The 13,884-nt window shown below is 62.6% G+C and carries 16 protein-coding genes; 6 read left to right on the top strand and 10 right to left on the bottom strand.

All coding sequences use genetic code 11. The features are described from left to right. Positions 1-17: 17 nt before the first annotated feature. Both truA and fmt read right to left on the bottom strand, forming a co-directional pair. Positions 18-755, bottom strand: a complete 738-nt coding sequence (truA, locus tag ACZ5TH_RS07380) for a tRNA pseudouridine(38-40) synthase TruA (RefSeq protein ID WP_464793450.1) — start codon at positions 753-755, stop codon at positions 18-20. A gap of 127 nt (positions 756-882) precedes the next feature. Next, positions 883-1,791: a methionyl-tRNA formyltransferase gene (gene fmt, locus ACZ5TH_RS07375; protein WP_464793449.1), complete on the bottom strand. Its 909-nt coding sequence runs from the start codon at positions 1,789-1,791 to the stop codon at positions 883-885. A gap of 53 nt (positions 1,792-1,844) precedes the next feature. Here fmt and recR point away from each other — a divergent pair, with 53 nt between their 5' ends. After that, positions 1,845-2,441 (top strand): recombination mediator RecR, encoded by a 597-nt coding sequence (gene recR, locus ACZ5TH_RS07370; protein WP_460986194.1) that lies wholly within the window; start codon positions 1,845-1,847, stop codon positions 2,439-2,441. Positions 2,442-2,489: 48 nt separating this feature from the next. Beyond that, the gene (def, locus tag ACZ5TH_RS07365; RefSeq protein WP_449473490.1) at positions 2,490-3,020 is read left to right on the top strand and encodes a peptide deformylase; all 531 of its coding nucleotides are present in this window, start codon (positions 2,490-2,492) and stop codon (positions 3,018-3,020) included. A 195-nt stretch (positions 3,021-3,215) separates the two neighbouring features. Here def and phoB read toward each other — a convergent pair whose 3' ends face one another. The 7 genes from phoB to ACZ5TH_RS07330 all read right to left on the bottom strand — a co-directional run bounded on the left by phoB (position 3,216) and on the right by ACZ5TH_RS07330 (position 10,529). Continuing rightward, positions 3,216-3,917 (bottom strand): phosphate regulon transcriptional regulator PhoB, encoded by a 702-nt coding sequence (gene phoB / locus ACZ5TH_RS07360; RefSeq protein WP_464793448.1) that lies wholly within the window; start codon positions 3,915-3,917, stop codon positions 3,216-3,218. Positions 3,918-3,919: 2 nt separating this feature from the next. After that, positions 3,920-4,615, bottom strand: a complete 696-nt coding sequence (phoU, locus tag ACZ5TH_RS07355) for a phosphate signaling complex protein PhoU (protein WP_449473488.1) — start codon at positions 4,613-4,615, stop codon at positions 3,920-3,922. Between the two features lie 17 nt (positions 4,616-4,632). Then, positions 4,633-5,421, bottom strand: coding sequence for a phosphate ABC transporter ATP-binding protein PstB (gene pstB, locus ACZ5TH_RS07350; protein ID WP_449474654.1), 789 nt, complete (start codon positions 5,419-5,421; stop codon positions 4,633-4,635). Between the two features lie 5 nt (positions 5,422-5,426). Next, entirely contained in the window at positions 5,427-6,671 is a 1,245-nt protein-coding gene (pstA, locus tag ACZ5TH_RS07345) for a phosphate ABC transporter permease PstA (RefSeq protein ID WP_464793447.1), read from the bottom strand. Then, positions 6,671-8,065 (bottom strand): phosphate ABC transporter permease subunit PstC, encoded by a 1,395-nt coding sequence (gene pstC, locus ACZ5TH_RS07340; protein WP_464771071.1) that lies wholly within the window; start codon positions 8,063-8,065, stop codon positions 6,671-6,673. Before pstC ends, pstA begins: the two co-directional genes overlap by 1 nt. A gap of 9 nt (positions 8,066-8,074) precedes the next feature. Beyond that, positions 8,075-9,130 (bottom strand): substrate-binding domain-containing protein, encoded by a 1,056-nt coding sequence (locus tag ACZ5TH_RS07335; protein ID WP_449473484.1) that lies wholly within the window; start codon positions 9,128-9,130, stop codon positions 8,075-8,077. Positions 9,131-9,275: 145 nt separating this feature from the next. After that, positions 9,276-10,529 carry an ATP-binding protein gene (locus ACZ5TH_RS07330; RefSeq protein ID WP_464793446.1) on the bottom strand — a complete coding sequence of 418 codons (1,254 nt, stop codon included), beginning with the start codon at positions 10,527-10,529 and terminating at the stop codon, positions 9,276-9,278. A 200-nt stretch (positions 10,530-10,729) separates the two neighbouring features. On the opposite strand from ACZ5TH_RS07330, the gene ACZ5TH_RS07325 reads away from it, so the two are divergent. From ACZ5TH_RS07325 to ACZ5TH_RS07310, 4 genes are read left to right on the top strand one after another with little or no spacing between them, the layout of a single operon-like run. Further along, positions 10,730-11,068: a hypothetical protein gene (locus ACZ5TH_RS07325; protein WP_449474653.1), complete on the top strand. Its 339-nt coding sequence runs from the start codon at positions 10,730-10,732 to the stop codon at positions 11,066-11,068. A gap of 59 nt (positions 11,069-11,127) precedes the next feature. Continuing rightward, the gene (locus ACZ5TH_RS07320; protein WP_464793445.1) at positions 11,128-11,409 is read left to right on the top strand and encodes an HPr-rel-A system PqqD family peptide chaperone; all 282 of its coding nucleotides are present in this window, start codon (positions 11,128-11,130) and stop codon (positions 11,407-11,409) included. Continuing rightward, on the top strand, positions 11,406-12,269 hold the full coding sequence (locus ACZ5TH_RS07315; protein WP_464793444.1) for an HprK-related kinase A: 864 nt from the start codon (positions 11,406-11,408) through the stop codon (positions 12,267-12,269). The genes ACZ5TH_RS07320 and ACZ5TH_RS07315 overlap by 4 nt, the downstream gene beginning before the upstream one ends. Then, complete coding sequence (locus ACZ5TH_RS07310; RefSeq protein ID WP_464793443.1) at positions 12,266-13,297, top strand: nucleotidyltransferase domain-containing protein; 1,032 nt, start codon at positions 12,266-12,268, stop codon at positions 13,295-13,297. The genes ACZ5TH_RS07315 and ACZ5TH_RS07310 overlap by 4 nt, the downstream gene beginning before the upstream one ends. Here ACZ5TH_RS07310 and ACZ5TH_RS07305 read toward each other — a convergent pair. After that, on the bottom strand, positions 13,294-13,881 hold the full coding sequence (locus ACZ5TH_RS07305; RefSeq protein ID WP_464793442.1) for an arsinothricin resistance N-acetyltransferase ArsN1 family B: 588 nt from the start codon (positions 13,879-13,881) through the stop codon (positions 13,294-13,296). The genes ACZ5TH_RS07310 and ACZ5TH_RS07305 overlap by 4 nt on opposite strands. Positions 13,882-13,884 lie beyond the last annotated feature (3 nt).

Here is a 13,884-nt window from a genome sequence, read left to right as displayed (position 1 = left end):
CTGGGATGACGAGGGGTTCAGTAGCGCGCTTGCACGAAATACAGGCCGTCTGGCGGAGCGTTTAGGCCGAGCGCGGCTCTGTCCTTCGCGTCTCGGGCAGCGCGCATGTTGGCTATCGACCAGCGACCCATGCCGACCAACGCCAGGCAACCGACCATCGAGCGCACCTGATGGTGGAGGAAGGAACGCGCCTCGGCATGGATGGCGATGCGGTCGCCTTCGCGTTCCACGTCGAGGCGGTCGAGGGATTTTAGCGGGCTTTCCGCCTGGCAATGGGCCGATCGGAAGGTGGTGAAGTCGTGACGGCCGACGAGCAATTGTGCGGCTTCCTGCATGGCGTCGGTGTCGAGCGGCTGGATAACGCGCCAGACCAGACCGCTTTCGAATGTGAGCGGCGCGCGGCGATTGGCGATGCGGTAAACATAGGCGCGGCCGATGCAGGAGAAGCGGGCGTGCCAGTCATCGGGCACGGTTTCGCAGGCGAGAATGGCGACGGGGTCGGGACGCAAGAGCGCGTTCATCGCTTCCATCAGGCGGAAGGGCGCGATCGGCTTCTCAATGTCTGCATGGGCGCGCATGGCAAGGCCGTGGACCCCGGCGTCGGTTCGGCCCGCTGCGTGAATCACGGCGCGCTCGCCGGTGATGGCGTGGATGGCGTATTCCAGCGCCTGCTGGACGCTGGGACCGTGCGCCTGCCGTTGCCAGCCCATGAACGGGCGGCCGTCAAATTCTACGGTGAAGGCGAAGCGGGTCATTGGGGGCTATATCAGCGAAAATATTGACGCCGTCATCCCAGGGAAAACTGGGATGTTGGACCATGTGGCATGCCGTCCCCTGAGATCCCAGCTTTCGCTGGGATGACGGTTGTGGGGTGAAGTGGGATTAGGCATCGACGCGCGACCCGGCGGGCATGTCGTAGCCGCGCAGGAGTTCGCCCGGAGACATCGCACCCTTGCCGGCGCGCTGGATCAGGGTCGGACGGATCGCGCCGTGGCCGCAGCCGATGAGCAGGCTGTTGTCGAGCAGTTCGCCTGGCGGGCCTTCATGCTCCTCGACATGGGCGGCGAGGATGCGGAAGCGTTCGCCGCGATATTCCAGGAATGCGCCGGGGAAGGGGTTGAAGGCGCGTATCTGCCGTTCGACCTGATGCGCGTCGCGGGTGAAGTCGAGACGGGCTTCGCATTTGTCGATCTTGGCGGCGTAGGTGACGCCCTCTTCTGGCTGGGGCACAGCCGGGTGTGCAGGGAGGTCGTCCAAGACCTCGATCATCAGTTCAGCCCCTGCCTGCGCCAGCTCGGCGGTGAGCGCGCCTGCGGTCTTGTCCTCGATCGGGGTCACATGCTTGGCGCGCATCGGGCCGGTGTCGAGGCCCGCTTCCATATCCATGATCGTGACGCCGCTGACATTGTCGCCCGAGAGGATAGCGCGTTGGATCGGCGCTGCGCCGCGCCAGCGGGGAAGCAGGGAGGCGTGGATGTTGAGGCAGCCGGAACGGGGGGCGTCCAGCACAGCGCGCGGCAGGATCAGTCCATAGGCGGCAACCACTGCGACATCGGCGTTCAATGCGGCAAAGGCGGATTGCACCTCCGCGTCCTTGAGCGAAATCGGCGTGCGAACCTCGATGCCCATCTGCTCCGCCTGAGCCTGAACGGGGGAGGGGCGTAGCGCCTTCCCACGCCCGGCGGGGCGGGGCGGTTGGCTATACACCGCCACGATCTCATGCCCGGCCTTGGCCAGCGCCACGAGGGCGGGGACGGCGAAATCCGGAGTTCCCATATAGATGATGCGCATAGTCGCCTCTCAACTCTTTTGACCCCGGACTTGCAAGCCCCTATCTCGGTTCCATGGCTTCTCTCGAGATTGATGCGCTGACGCAGGCGCTGTCCCGTCTGCCGGGCCTTGGCCCGCGTTCGGCGCGGCGTGCTGTGTTGCACCTGCTGAAGAAGCGGGAAAGCGCGCTGGAACCGCTGCTGCGTGCGCTTGATGCGGTGAATGATCGGCTGGTTACGTGCGGTTTATGCGGGAATGTCGATACGGTGGATCCCTGCGGCATCTGTGCCGACCCGCGCCGCGACGCTCGCGCGCTGTGCGTGGTGGAGGATGTGGCGGACCTGTGGGCGCTCGACAAGTCGAGGCTTTTTCCGGGGCGTTTCCATGTATTAGGTGGGCGATTGTCGGCGCTGGAAGGGGTGCGGCCGGAAGACCTTTCCATCGATGCGCTGGTGACGCGAGTCGAAGCGGGCGGCATTGATGAAGTGGTGCTGGCGATGAATGCGACACTGGAGGGGCAGACCACCGCGCACTATCTGGCAGAACGGCTGGAGCGCTTTCCGGTGCGGCTGACGCAGTTGGCCCATGGCGTGCCTGTGGGCGGTGAACTCGACTATCTGGATGAGGGCACATTGGCGCAGGCTTTGCGGGCGCGGCGGCCTCTTGGGTGAATTTGGCGGTCGCTTGAAAAAGCCCGTCATTGCGGCTATTTTAACCACATGGCCATTCTTCCAATCCTTGAGGCGCCTGACCCGCGCCTGCGTACCATTTCGTCTCCGGTGGAGGCGATCGATGACGATTTGCAGCGTCTGATCGATGATATGTTCGAGACCATGTACGACGCTCCGGGCATCGGATTGGCGGCGATACAGGTTGGCGTGCCGAAGCGCGTGCTGGTGATGGATTTGCAGGAGCCCGAATCGGATGAAGAGGGTGCGCCTTCGGTGAAAAAGCCGATGGTGTTCATCAATCCCGAGATTTTGGAGGGTTCGGCGGACCTGTCAGTCTATAATGAGGGCTGCCTGTCGGTGCCGGACCAATATGCCGAGGTGGAGCGGCCCGCGACGATCCGGGCGAGCTGGATGGATCGCGAAGGGCGTATTCATGAGGAGCAGCTTGAGGGCTTGCTGGCCACTTGCTTACAGCACGAGATGGATCATTTGCAGGGCGTGCTGTTCATCGATCATCTGTCGCGGCTGAAGCGGGACATGTTGATGAAGAAGCTGGTGAAGGCGCGCAAGGCGGCTTGAGACGCCTGTAAGAGGTCAGGGAAGCGCTCTGGCTTGAAATATGATTCGCTCTCTCCTTCAGGGGTCAGCCAGAGGCACGTGACTCTGGCCGAGGTGCCGAGCGTAGCGAAGGCGGGAGACGGGGCTATGAAGGCGATGTTCCCTCATTCCCCTCTCCCCGGCCCTCTCCCCTGAAGGGGAGAGGGAGCAGGTACGCTAACCCACCCCATCCGTGTCTAGCGCGTAACCCGCTGAACGCACGGTGCGGATGATGTCGCGATATTGGCCGTCGGCGTTGATTGCCTTGCGCAGGCGGCGGATGTGGACGTCGACGGTGCGCAGTTCGATGTCGCTGTCCTGACCCCAGACGCTGTCCAGCAACCGCTCGCGCGAGAAGACCCAGCCGGGATGCTCCAGGAAATGCTTGAGCAGGCGGAATTCTGTGGGGCCGAGGGGGATCACCTGGCCGCCGCGACGGACCTTGTGACCGACGGTGTCCATTTCCACGTCTGCAAAAGTGAGCGTCTCGCCAGCCAACGCCGGGCGGACGCGGCGGAGGACTGCGCCGACGCGCGCCACCAGTTCGCGGGGGGAGAAAGGCTTGGTGACATAATCGTCGGCGCCGGTTTCCAGGCCGCGAACCCGATCTTCCTCCTCACCGCGCGCCGTCAGCATGATAATCGGCACATTGGCCGTTCCGTTCATGCGGCGGAGGCGGCGGCAGACTTCGATGCCGGACAGGCTTTCCACCATCCAGTCGAGCAGCACGATGTCGGGCACATTTTCCTGCGCCATCAGCAATGCCTCCTCGCCATCGACGGTGTGGGCGACCTCGAAATCCTCGCGCTTGAAATGCCAGATGAGAAGTTCTGCGAGGGCCGCGTCATCTTCAACCAGAAGCATCTTGGCTCTCGCCATATTCAGTCCTCCAGGGGCTGGGTGCCGCCGCGTTCGCGTTCCGGGGCCATCTGGCCGGTCGCGGCGTAATAGACCATCTCCGCGACATTCGTGGCGTGGTCGCCGATCCGCTCGATATTCTTCGCGATGAAGAGCAGATGCGCGCACTCGCTGATGGTCTTGGGATTTTCGACCATGTAGGTAACGAGGCTGCGGAAGACGCTGTTGTAGAAATCGTCCACCACCGTGTCGCGCTCGATCACCGCCGTGGCGAGATCAGCGTCGCGGGCCGCGAAGGCGTTGAGCGCGTCATGCACCATCTCGGCCGCTACCTGACCCATGGAGGGCAGTAGCGACACCGGCTCCAGCGTGCGCTGGTTGGTGGCGATCAGGGGAACGCGTTTGGCGATATTCTTGGCATAGTCGCCGATGCGCTCCACCACGCCGACGATCTTCAGCGCGGCGATGACGTCGCGCAGGTCGTTGGCCATGGGCGCGCGCAGGGCGATGACCTGGATCACCAGCTTTTCAACTTCCGCCTCGATAGCGTCGATGCGCTTGTCGTCGGTGACCACCTGCGCGGCGAGCGTCTTGTCCTGCCGCTGGAGCGCAACCATTGCATTCTCGATGGCGGCTTCGGCACGACCGCCCATTTCGGCGATAAGGCCGCGCAGCTTGTCGATTTCCTCGTCGAACGCCTTGATCGTATGTTCAGCCATTGTCTGTCTCCCCCGGGTCAGCCGTAGCGTCCGGTGATATAGTCCTTGGTGCGTTCCTGGCGGGGGTTGGTGAAGATGTCGCTCGTCACGCCATATTCGACCAGTTCGCCCAGGTGGAAGAAGGCCGTGCGCTGCGACACGCGGGCGGCCTGCTGCATATTGTGGGTGACGATGACGATCGCGTAACGACCGCGCAGTTCGTGGATCAGCTCCTCGATCTTCGCAGTCGCGATCGGGTCGAGTGCCGAGCAGGGCTCGTCCATCAAGATAACTTCCGGTTCCACCGCGATGGCGCGGCCGATGCAGAGGCGCTGCTGCTGGCCGCCGGAAAGGGCGGTGCCGCTGTCGTGAAGGCGGTCCTTCACTTCTTCCCAAAGGCCCGCGCGGCGGAGCGATTTTTCAACGATGACGTCAAGATCCGCTTTGGCATGGGCCAGGCCGTGGATGCGCGGGCCGTAGGCGATGTTCTCGTAGATCGACTTGGGGAATGGGTTGGGCTTCTGGAACACCATGCCGACGCGGGCACGCAGTTGCACCACGTCCATCGAGGGGGCGTAGATATCCTCGCCGTCAAGGGTGATCGCGCCTTCGACTCGGGCCGAAGCGACGGTGTCGTTCATGCGGTTCAACGTCCGCAGGAAGGTCGACTTGCCGCAGCCCGACGGACCGATGAAGGCCGTGACATTGTCCATATCGACGTCGATCGAGACGCCCTTGATCGCCTGCTTTTCACCATAGAAGACCTTCACATCGCGCGCGGTCATCTTGACTTGGGTGGCGGGCACCAGTGTTTGCGGTTCGTGCATCATTGTTACCACCGTTTTTCGAACTTGTTGCGCAGGTAGATGGCGAGGCCGTTCATCGCGAGCAGGAAGACCAGCAGGACGATGATGGCGGCGGAGGTCTTTTCGACAAAGCCCTTTGAGACTTCGTCGGACCACAGGAAAATCTGCACCGGCAGGACGGTCGCAGGGTCGGTGATCCCGCCCGGCGGCGTGGCGATGAAGGCGCGCATGCCGATCATCAGCAGCGGCGCGGTTTCGCCGAGCGCGCGGGCCATGCCGATGATCGTGCCGGTGAGGATGCCGGGCAGGGCGAGCGGCAGGACGTGGTGGAAAACCACCTGTACCGGCGAAGCGCCGATGCCGAGCGCGGCATCGCGGATGCTGGGTGGCACGGATTTGATGGCGTTGCGGCCTGCGATGACGATGACTGGCATGGTCATGAGCGCCAGCGTCATGCCGCCGACGAGCGCGGCGGAGCGCGGCAGGTGCAGGAAGTTCAAGAAGATCGACAGACCGAGCAGGCCAAAAATGATCGAGGGGACGGCGGCGAGATTGTTGATCGACACTTCGATGATGTCGGTCAGCCAGTTCTTGCGCGCATATTCTTCCAGATAGACGGCAGTCGCGACGCCGATCGGGAAGCTGAGCACCAGCGTCACCAGCATCGTCAGCAGCGATCCCTTGAACGCGCCCCAGATGCCGACCTGTGTCGGGTCGGTGCCGTCACTGGCGGACAGGAAGCTCATATTGAAACCGGTCGTGAGCAGGCCTGCCTTGTTCAGGCGCTCCACAGCGGCTTCGGCCTCGGGCGAACCCTCGCTCTTTGCCGCCAGATCGATGGTGGTCGATGCGGGGAGTTTGATGGTCTCGGTGCGGCTCAGGATGCCGGGATCAGCCTTGATAGCGTCACGCAGAACGACCCAGGCCGTGGGCGACACCCATTCCTCGGCATCCGCGCCCAGCGCCTTTTTCACGACGTCGCCCGTCACCATCGGCAGGTTCGCGTTGGCGAGCGACTGATCGGTGATCGCATTCGGATCGAGCAGCAGCGGTGACGCGGGGAAGTCGATCTTCACCGCTATTTCCGTCCGCGTGAAACCGCGCAGGCCATTGCCCATCATGTTGAAGAGCAGGAAGGCAAGAAAGGCGGCCGACAGTGCCACGGCGAGAAGGCCAGCCGCCTTGAAGCGGCGTTCGGAAGCATAGCGCCGGGCGATCCGCTTGCGCATCGCGTCCGACTTCCAGTCGGTGGGGAGGCGTTCGGGTGCCATTATTCGTAAGCCTCGCGATATTTCTTCACGACCCGCAGGGCCACGATGTTGAGCAGCAGCGTCACCACGAAGAGGACGAGGCCGAGGGCGAAGGCGGCCAGCGTCTTTGCGCTGTCGAATTCCTGGTCGCCGGTCAGAAGCTGGACGATCTGCGTCGTTACAGTCGTGACGCTGGCGAAGGGATTTAAGGTGAGGTTTGCCGCCAGACCGGCTGCCATCACCACGATCATCGTCTCGCCGATCGCGCGGCTGACGGCCAGCAGCACGCCGCCGACGACGCCGGGAAGGGCGGCGGGGATCAGCACGCGGCGGATTGTTTCGCTGGTGGTTGCGCCCATGGCGAGGCTGCCGTCGCGCATGGATTGCGGCACGGCTGCGATGCTATCGTCCGCCATGGAGGATACGAAGGGTATGATCATCACGCCCATGACCAGACCAGCGGCCAAGGCGCTTTCCGAAGAGGCGCCCTGGATGCCGATCGCCACGGCGAGGTCGCGCAATGCGGGGGCCACTGTCAACGCGGCGAAATAGCCGTAGACGACGGTGGGCACGCCTGCGAGCACCTCAAGGATGGGCTTCATCCACTTGCGTACCGTGGGGCTGGCATATTGGGTCAGATAAATGGCGCTCATCAGGCCAAGCGGGATGGCGACGACCATCGCGATGATCGCGCCGATGAAGATCGTGCCCCAGAATAGCGGGACAGCGCCGAACGCGTCATCATTACCGTAGCCCAGCGCCGCCGATTGCGGGCTCCATTTGGTGCCGAAGAGAAAATCGAACGGGTTCACCATCGAGAAGAAGCGCAGGCTCTGCCACAGTAGCGATACGACGATGCCCAATGTGGTGACGATCGCGAGCAGTGATGCCACAAGCAACACCGCCATCACGAGCCGTTCGACCCGCGTGCGCGCCCGGAAATCAGGACGCACGCGAGTGAAGGCATAGGCGCCCCCGGCAAAGGCCAGCACCAGTGCGAGCGCTGCGCCCGCGATGCCATATTTGCCGATGGCGTCCTTATAGGGTTGGACAAGGCCCTGCGAGAGTGGGTTGAACGCTCCCGATTGCGAACCGCTGGCGATCGCTCGCGCTTCGCCCAATATGGCCGAGCGCGAGAAATCATCTGCTGGCAGGCTGTGCGCGGCCGGGCTGCTCAACACTTGCTGAGTGACGAGCCCAGGGGCGACGTTCGCCCAGACGGCGAGAAAGATCGCCGCTGGGATGAGCGTCCAGAGCGCGACATACCAGCCATGATAGCCAGGAAGGCTATGCACGGCGTCGCGGCGGCCCGAAGCGCGCGCGGCGGTTTGCAGCCGCAGCGCGCGCGTCCGGGCACTGACCCAGGCGATGGCGCCCAGGCCTGCCAGCAGCAGGAAGATTGCAGGACCTGTCATATTTTCCGCTTACTTGAGCTGCGAACCGTCGAGAACAGTCAGCGACTTGATCGTCTCGGCACTCGCCTTGCGCACGTCTTCCGGTGCAGCAACCATGCCGCGCTTTGTCAGCGCGCCGTCGGGCGCCCAGTTGGCGGCGAAGGTGTTGAGATAGGCCTGAAGACCCGGGATCGCGGTCATGTGCGCCTTCTTCACATAGATGAAGAGGGGGCGAGCGCCCGGATATTTGCCGGTCGACACTGTTTCATAGGTCGCTTCGACGCCGTTGATCGACACGTCCTTCAGCTTGTCTTTGTTTTCCTCAAGATAGCTGAAGCCGAACACGCCGAGAGCATTGGGGTTCGCGGCGAGCTTTTGAACGATCAGATTGTCGTTTTCGCCCGAATCCACATATTTGCCGTCTTCGCGGATGCGGGTGCAGGTTGCCTTGAACTCGTCCTCACTCTTTTCCTTGAGCGCCTTCATGGCCGGATCGGTTTCGCAGCCCTTGGTCAGGATCAGTTCGGCAAGCGAATCGCGGGTGCCGCTGGTCGAAGGCGGCCCGAATACGCTGATCGCGGTTGCGGGCAGGCTCGGGTCAACGTCCTTCCAGGTTTCCGCCTTGTTCGGACCCTTGCCATAAGGGTTGGCGGCGAGCGCTTCATAGACGATCTTCGGCGTCAGCTTGAAACCCGGGCCGTCCTTTGACTCGGCGAAGGCGAGGCCATCGACGCCCACCTGGACTTCGATGATGTCCTTAACGCCGTTCTTCTGGCAGTCCTCGAACTCGGCCTTCTTCATGCGGCGCGAAGCATTGGCGATGTCGGGATGCTGTGCGCCGACGCCCGCGCAGAACAGCTTCATGCCGCCGCCGGTGCCGGTCGATTCGATGATCGGCGACTTCATGCCCGAATTGCCCTGAACGAACATTTCGGCGACCGCTGTCGCGAAGGGATAAACGGTCGAGGAACCGACCGCGCGGATCTGGTCACGCGTGCCACCGGCGCTGCCGCCCGATTGGTCGCCGCAACCGGCAAGAGTAAGAGCGGCCGCTGCGGTAGCGGCCATCAGAGCGAAATGCTTCACGGATAGTCTCCTTTGTCAAAGGCCGCGATTCGCAATCGCTGCCCCCCTTGGCGCGCAGTAGCCGCGGTAGGTCGCGCCTTTGTGACAGTCCAATTGCACTTTTATGACATTGGGGCCGGAAGCTCAAAAGATGAGCAGAATTTATTCAATGTCTGACCACTGACAGCCTTTCTTCAGCGGGCATCGGCGGCAGCAGGACCGTGATCGTGGTCCCCTTTCCCGGCGCGCTTACAATGTCGAGCCGACCACGGTGCCGCTCCACGATATGCTTCACGATGGCGAGGCCAAGGCCGGTGCCGCCCACAGCCCGGCTGCGCCCGGAATCGACGCGGTAGAAGCGTTCGGTCAGGCGGGGCAGGTGATCCGGGCCGATCCCTTCGCCCTCGTCAGCAACGACGAGCCGGGTCATCCCGCCAGGGCCTTCCGTCAGGCTCACGCGGATCGGTGTTCCGGCCTTTCCATATTTCACCGAGTTGCCGATCAGGTTGTGAAGCAGCTGTGACAATTGCGGCCTGTCTCCCGCGACTTCCGGCAGACCGGGCGTTACGTCCAATTCCACTTCCCGACCCCGGTCGCCATGGCTCGTCCGGAAAACGCCCACCACCTCGGCAGCCAAGGCGCCAAGATCGACCGGGCTGTCAGGGACGCGGTATTTTTCCGCCTCTATACGGGATAGGGAAATGAGATCGTCGATCAGCCGCTGCATCCGGCGCGCCTCACCGTCCATGATCTTGAGGAAGCGTTGCCGCGTATCATTGTCGCGGCCAAGGTCCGGATCACCCAGCGTTTCGATGAAACCCAAAATGCCCGCAAGGGGCGTGCGAAGCTCGTGACTGGCATTGGCCACGAAATCGACGCGCATCTTTTCGGCGGCATAGGCGCCGCTATGGTCGGCAAGATGCACCAGCCGACGTACTGCGGCATCATCGCCGACCGGTGCAATGCGCATCTGCCAGCGTTGATCACGTGTCCCGAGGCCCACCAGTTCCAGCATTACCGCCTCGCTCATCGGCGCAAGGCTGGCGAGCCGTTCGGCGGCGGCTGGATGGCGGATGGCGATTCGGGCATCCTCACCCTCGATATGCGCGCCGAGCAGGCGTTGAGCCGCCCGGTTGGCCCGGATGATCCGGCCGCGCTCGATCAGCATCAGAGGGTCCGCAATTGCCTCCATCATGTCGGCGAAGTCGGGATGTTCGACTATGTCTGTGACAGGGTCGATCGAGGCAGGCTCGGCAGGGCGGGGCGCGGGCGCTTGCGCGGCGATGATCAGGACGGCGATGCCCGCTAGCACAGGAAGAGCGATGGCTGAGAGCGCCGCGCCCATCAGCAATGCGGTTCCGGTAGCCAAAAACAGCATGGCGAGCGACGCCGTGATCTGGGAAATGCTCAGTCGATTCATGGTTACCGCGCTGGATTATTGGCTGCTTTGCTGCAATGGCTGGCGCAATAGCGTGGATTCTTTACGCTTTGGCAAGCGCGATAGCGGATCAGGACGGTATGAAAGATCAATCGCCCGGACAGCATGCTTCCGATTCCGTGCCTTCAGAGGCCACGGAGCGGGACGCCGACTCGATCGCGTCTTCGCGCCGCCAGCTGCTGATGGGTGGCGCCGTTGCCGCATCAGCGATTGTGTCCATCCGTCCGGCTCTGGCCAATACCGCCGCGTCCGTGCTGAACTGCACCATTCCGGTTCCCGATCAGGCGCGTGCGGGAAAATATATCGCGCCCAATGGCCAGCTTGTACCGGCAGGGACAGCGGGTGCCGTGCCCGCGCAAGGACGCAGCTATAGCGGTGAGCAGGTCCGGCAGGCTCTGCGCGGCGGCAGGCTGCCTGGCACAAGCTATGAGCAGAATCAGGCGTATCTGAACTATATCCGGCGCCTTCAGTCCGGAACCAGCGGCTTCACCTGCTACGCATCATTACAAATGCCGCGTTAGGCACCTGCTTACTCCTGTGCGCTACAGCTGAGCGCCGCCAGTGAGTTTGAGAGCAGTTTGTGACCGCAGAACGCCTTTATCGTAGAGACAAGGACGCCGTCACGTGCGTGTTGGAGGACATCATCGTCCTCTACCATCGTGCGTCTGGGCAAACGCATATGATGGTCAGCCCTGCTCCAGAGATATTGGAGGCGCTGGATGACGAAGCTGACTCGACAGCGGCGCAACTGCATGCGCGGCTGGAACGCCACTATGATCTGGGCGAGCGCACACAGGCGATTGCGGAAATCGAGACGCATCTGGAAGGGCTGACGGCGCTTGGTCTGGTGCGCTGTTCATGAGGCGCCAGCTTTCCTTGTCTATCGGCCCCGCGTCATTTCGGATCGGTTCAGCATGGCGGGAGCCGCTGGAACTGTTGGCGCAGTTGTACGAGGGCTATCCTCAGCCGAAGGAAGATGTGGCCGACTTCACCGTGCGGCTGGAGCCGACGAGCATGGTCCGGCGATGGGTCAGGCCGTCCATCTTCATCACCGGCGACCATGGCCTGGCCGATGCGGCGCCGATGAGTTTGACGCATGGGCTGTTGGCGGCGGAAATGGGCATGAACCTGCAAATGGCGTTGGGTTGGGGGCGGCACCTGCTGCTCCATGCGTCAAGTGTGGAGAAGGACGGTCGCGCGCTTGTGATGACCGGGGAGTCCGGGTCGGGCAAGTCGACGCTCGCGGCCCAGCTTGGCGAACGTGGCTGGCGGCTCATGGGTGATGAATTTGCTCTGCTGGATTTGGCTACCGGCGAATTACTGCCTTTCCCTCGACTCGTTTCGCTCAAGAACGGCGCCATCGATGTGATCACGGGGGAGGTTTCGGCCGAGCGGATGGGGCCGTTAATGGCTGGCACGGCGAAGGGGGATATTCGACACCTCATGCCTCGCTCCGATGCGGTCGCGCGGATGACGGAAGCGGCAAAGCCCGCCCTGCTGCTGTTTCCGCGTTTCGGGCATGCCGCCGACGTTCGCCCGGTGGGGCAGGGCGAGGTTTTCATGCGCCTGACTCAGGCGTCCACCAACTATGTCGCATTGGGAGAGGCGGGGTTCGGTGCGCTAACCCGGTTCGTTCAGCATGTGCCCGCGCGGGCGATCGACTTTCCCTCAGGCGACGAGGCCATCGCGATGGTCGAGCGGTTGTGGGAAGAACTCGCATGAGCGCCGCGCTTTTGGTCAGGTCGCTCCGCGATCCGGCGTCGGTCAGGCGGCTGGACAGTGCCGGGTGGAATGCTTTGATTGCGGCAGCTAGGGCTGAGCGGCTGATCGGAACGCTGGCTATGGTTATCGATGAGGGATTGGCGCCCGAGCGGGTGCGGCCGATTCTGGCAGATGCCCGGCTGGATGCGGAGCGGGAAGCTCGGCAGGCTTTATGGGAAGCGGATCGGGCTGCGCAAGCGCTGGGGGAGCCGGTGCTGATGTTGAAGGGGACTGCCTATGCGGCCGCTCGCCTCAAGGCAGGCGAGGGGCGGTTCATCGGCGATCTCGACATCATGGTTCCGCGCGGCTGTTTGAAGCAGGTCGAGGAAAGGTTGATCGCGGCGGGGTGGGAGTGGGTCAAGGAAGACGCCTATGACGACGCCTATTACCGGCAATGGATGCATGAACTGCCGCCGATGATCCATCGCGAGCGCGACCGGATGATCGATGTGCATCATACGATCCTGCCGCTGACCGCGCGGCCGAGGCCGAACGCGGAGGCGATGCTGGCGGATGGGGTGCCGGTGACTGATCGGTTATCGGTCTTGTCGCCGGAGGATATGATCTGCCATTCCGCCGCGCACTTGTTTGCGGATGGCGATCTGGCGGGTGGTTTGCGCAACCTGTGGGATATCCACTGCCTGTGCCGCGAATTTGGGGAGAGTCAGCAGGATTTTGATCTTGGCTTGCTTGAAAGGGCGGCGGAGCATCAATTGTATGCGGTGGTTTTGCGCGCGCTGAGACTGGCGCACTTCCTGTTTGGCACCCCTGTTCGGCCCCTTCGCTCGCCCATTACAGTGGACTATCGCCCGAGCTGGAGCGACCGCCTTTTCATCGCGCGTCTGTTGGCTAGGGACGGCTGGGGGCGTGAAAGGCGCAAGCTGCTGCGCTTTGCATTTTACGTTCGGTCACACTGGCTGCGCATGCCCCCGATGATGCTGGCCCGGCATTTGCTGACGAAGTGGCGCAAAGGGCACCGACCCGCCTAGCGTCTGTTTGTGACCTGTAAGTCGGGAACAATGTTCTGAAGATTGTCGAGTAAGGGAAAAGGCGTCGGCTTTCCGGAAGGTTTGGTAGAGGCGGAAATCGCCATCCCCATCCACATCACGTCATGCCATTGACCGAATTTGAAGCCGACTTCCCTGTAGATGCCTACTTCTTTCATACCCAACGCCGTGTGAATGGCCACGCTGGCGCTGTTCGGAAGGGTGATGCCCGCGAAGAGGCTGTGATAGCCCTGATGCCGCAATATCTGGATCAATATGTCGTAGAGACGCCTCCCGATCCCGCGACGATGATGATCAGCCCTCAGATAGACGGAGATATTCGCCGACCAATCATAAGCCGCCCGGCCGCTATGGGGTCCGGCATAGGCATATCCCACTATCCGACCATTCACCTCGGCGATCAGCCATGGGTAATATTTTAAGCAATCGGCCATCCGAAAGCTGAATTCCTCAGCGTCTGGAGGCACGCTTTCGAACGAAATTACGGTGTTCAAAACATAAGGGGCATAGATCGCCGCGAGGTGAGGCGCATCGTCCTCAAGAGCCGTCCTGATGATTGCCGTCATGCC

The sequence above is a fragment of the Sphingobium sp. TomTYG73 genome, assembly GCF_055394245.1.
The sequence above is the reverse complement of the archived record's forward strand: the minus strand, read 5'-3'. Positions and strand labels throughout refer to the sequence as shown.

Excerpts from the sequence above, each read along its gene's own strand:
- ACZ5TH_RS07310 (WP_464793443.1), top strand. The coding sequence starts at position 12,266 with ATGAGCGCCGCGCTTTTGGTCAGGTCGCTCCGCGATCCGGCGTCGGTC.
- def (WP_449473490.1), top strand. The coding sequence starts at position 2,490 with ATGGCCATTCTTCCAATCCTTGAGGCGCCTGACCCGCGCCTGCGTACC.
- pstA (WP_464793447.1), bottom strand. The coding sequence starts at position 6,671 with ATGGCACCCGAACGCCTCCCCACCGACTGGAAGTCGGACGCGATGCGC.
- ACZ5TH_RS07315 (WP_464793444.1), top strand. The coding sequence starts at position 11,406 with ATGAGGCGCCAGCTTTCCTTGTCTATCGGCCCCGCGTCATTTCGGATC.
- fmt (WP_464793449.1), bottom strand. The coding sequence starts at position 1,791 with ATGCGCATCATCTATATGGGAACTCCGGATTTCGCCGTCCCCGCCCTC.
- pstC (WP_464771071.1), bottom strand. The coding sequence starts at position 8,065 with ATGACAGGTCCTGCAATCTTCCTGCTGCTGGCAGGCCTGGGCGCCATC.
- ACZ5TH_RS07330 (WP_464793446.1), bottom strand. The coding sequence starts at position 10,529 with ATGAATCGACTGAGCATTTCCCAGATCACGGCGTCGCTCGCCATGCTG.
- recR (WP_460986194.1), top strand. The coding sequence starts at position 1,845 with ATGGCTTCTCTCGAGATTGATGCGCTGACGCAGGCGCTGTCCCGTCTG.
- ACZ5TH_RS07305 (WP_464793442.1), bottom strand. The coding sequence starts at position 13,881 with ATGACGGCAATCATCAGGACGGCTCTTGAGGACGATGCGCCTCACCTC.
- phoB (WP_464793448.1), bottom strand. The coding sequence starts at position 3,917 with ATGGCGAGAGCCAAGATGCTTCTGGTTGAAGATGACGCGGCCCTCGCA.
- ACZ5TH_RS07325 (WP_449474653.1), top strand. The coding sequence starts at position 10,730 with ATGGGTGGCGCCGTTGCCGCATCAGCGATTGTGTCCATCCGTCCGGCT.
- phoU (WP_449473488.1), bottom strand. The coding sequence starts at position 4,615 with ATGGCTGAACATACGATCAAGGCGTTCGACGAGGAAATCGACAAGCTG.
- pstB (WP_449474654.1), bottom strand. The coding sequence starts at position 5,421 with ATGCACGAACCGCAAACACTGGTGCCCGCCACCCAAGTCAAGATGACC.
- truA (WP_464793450.1), bottom strand. The coding sequence starts at position 755 with ATGACCCGCTTCGCCTTCACCGTAGAATTTGACGGCCGCCCGTTCATG.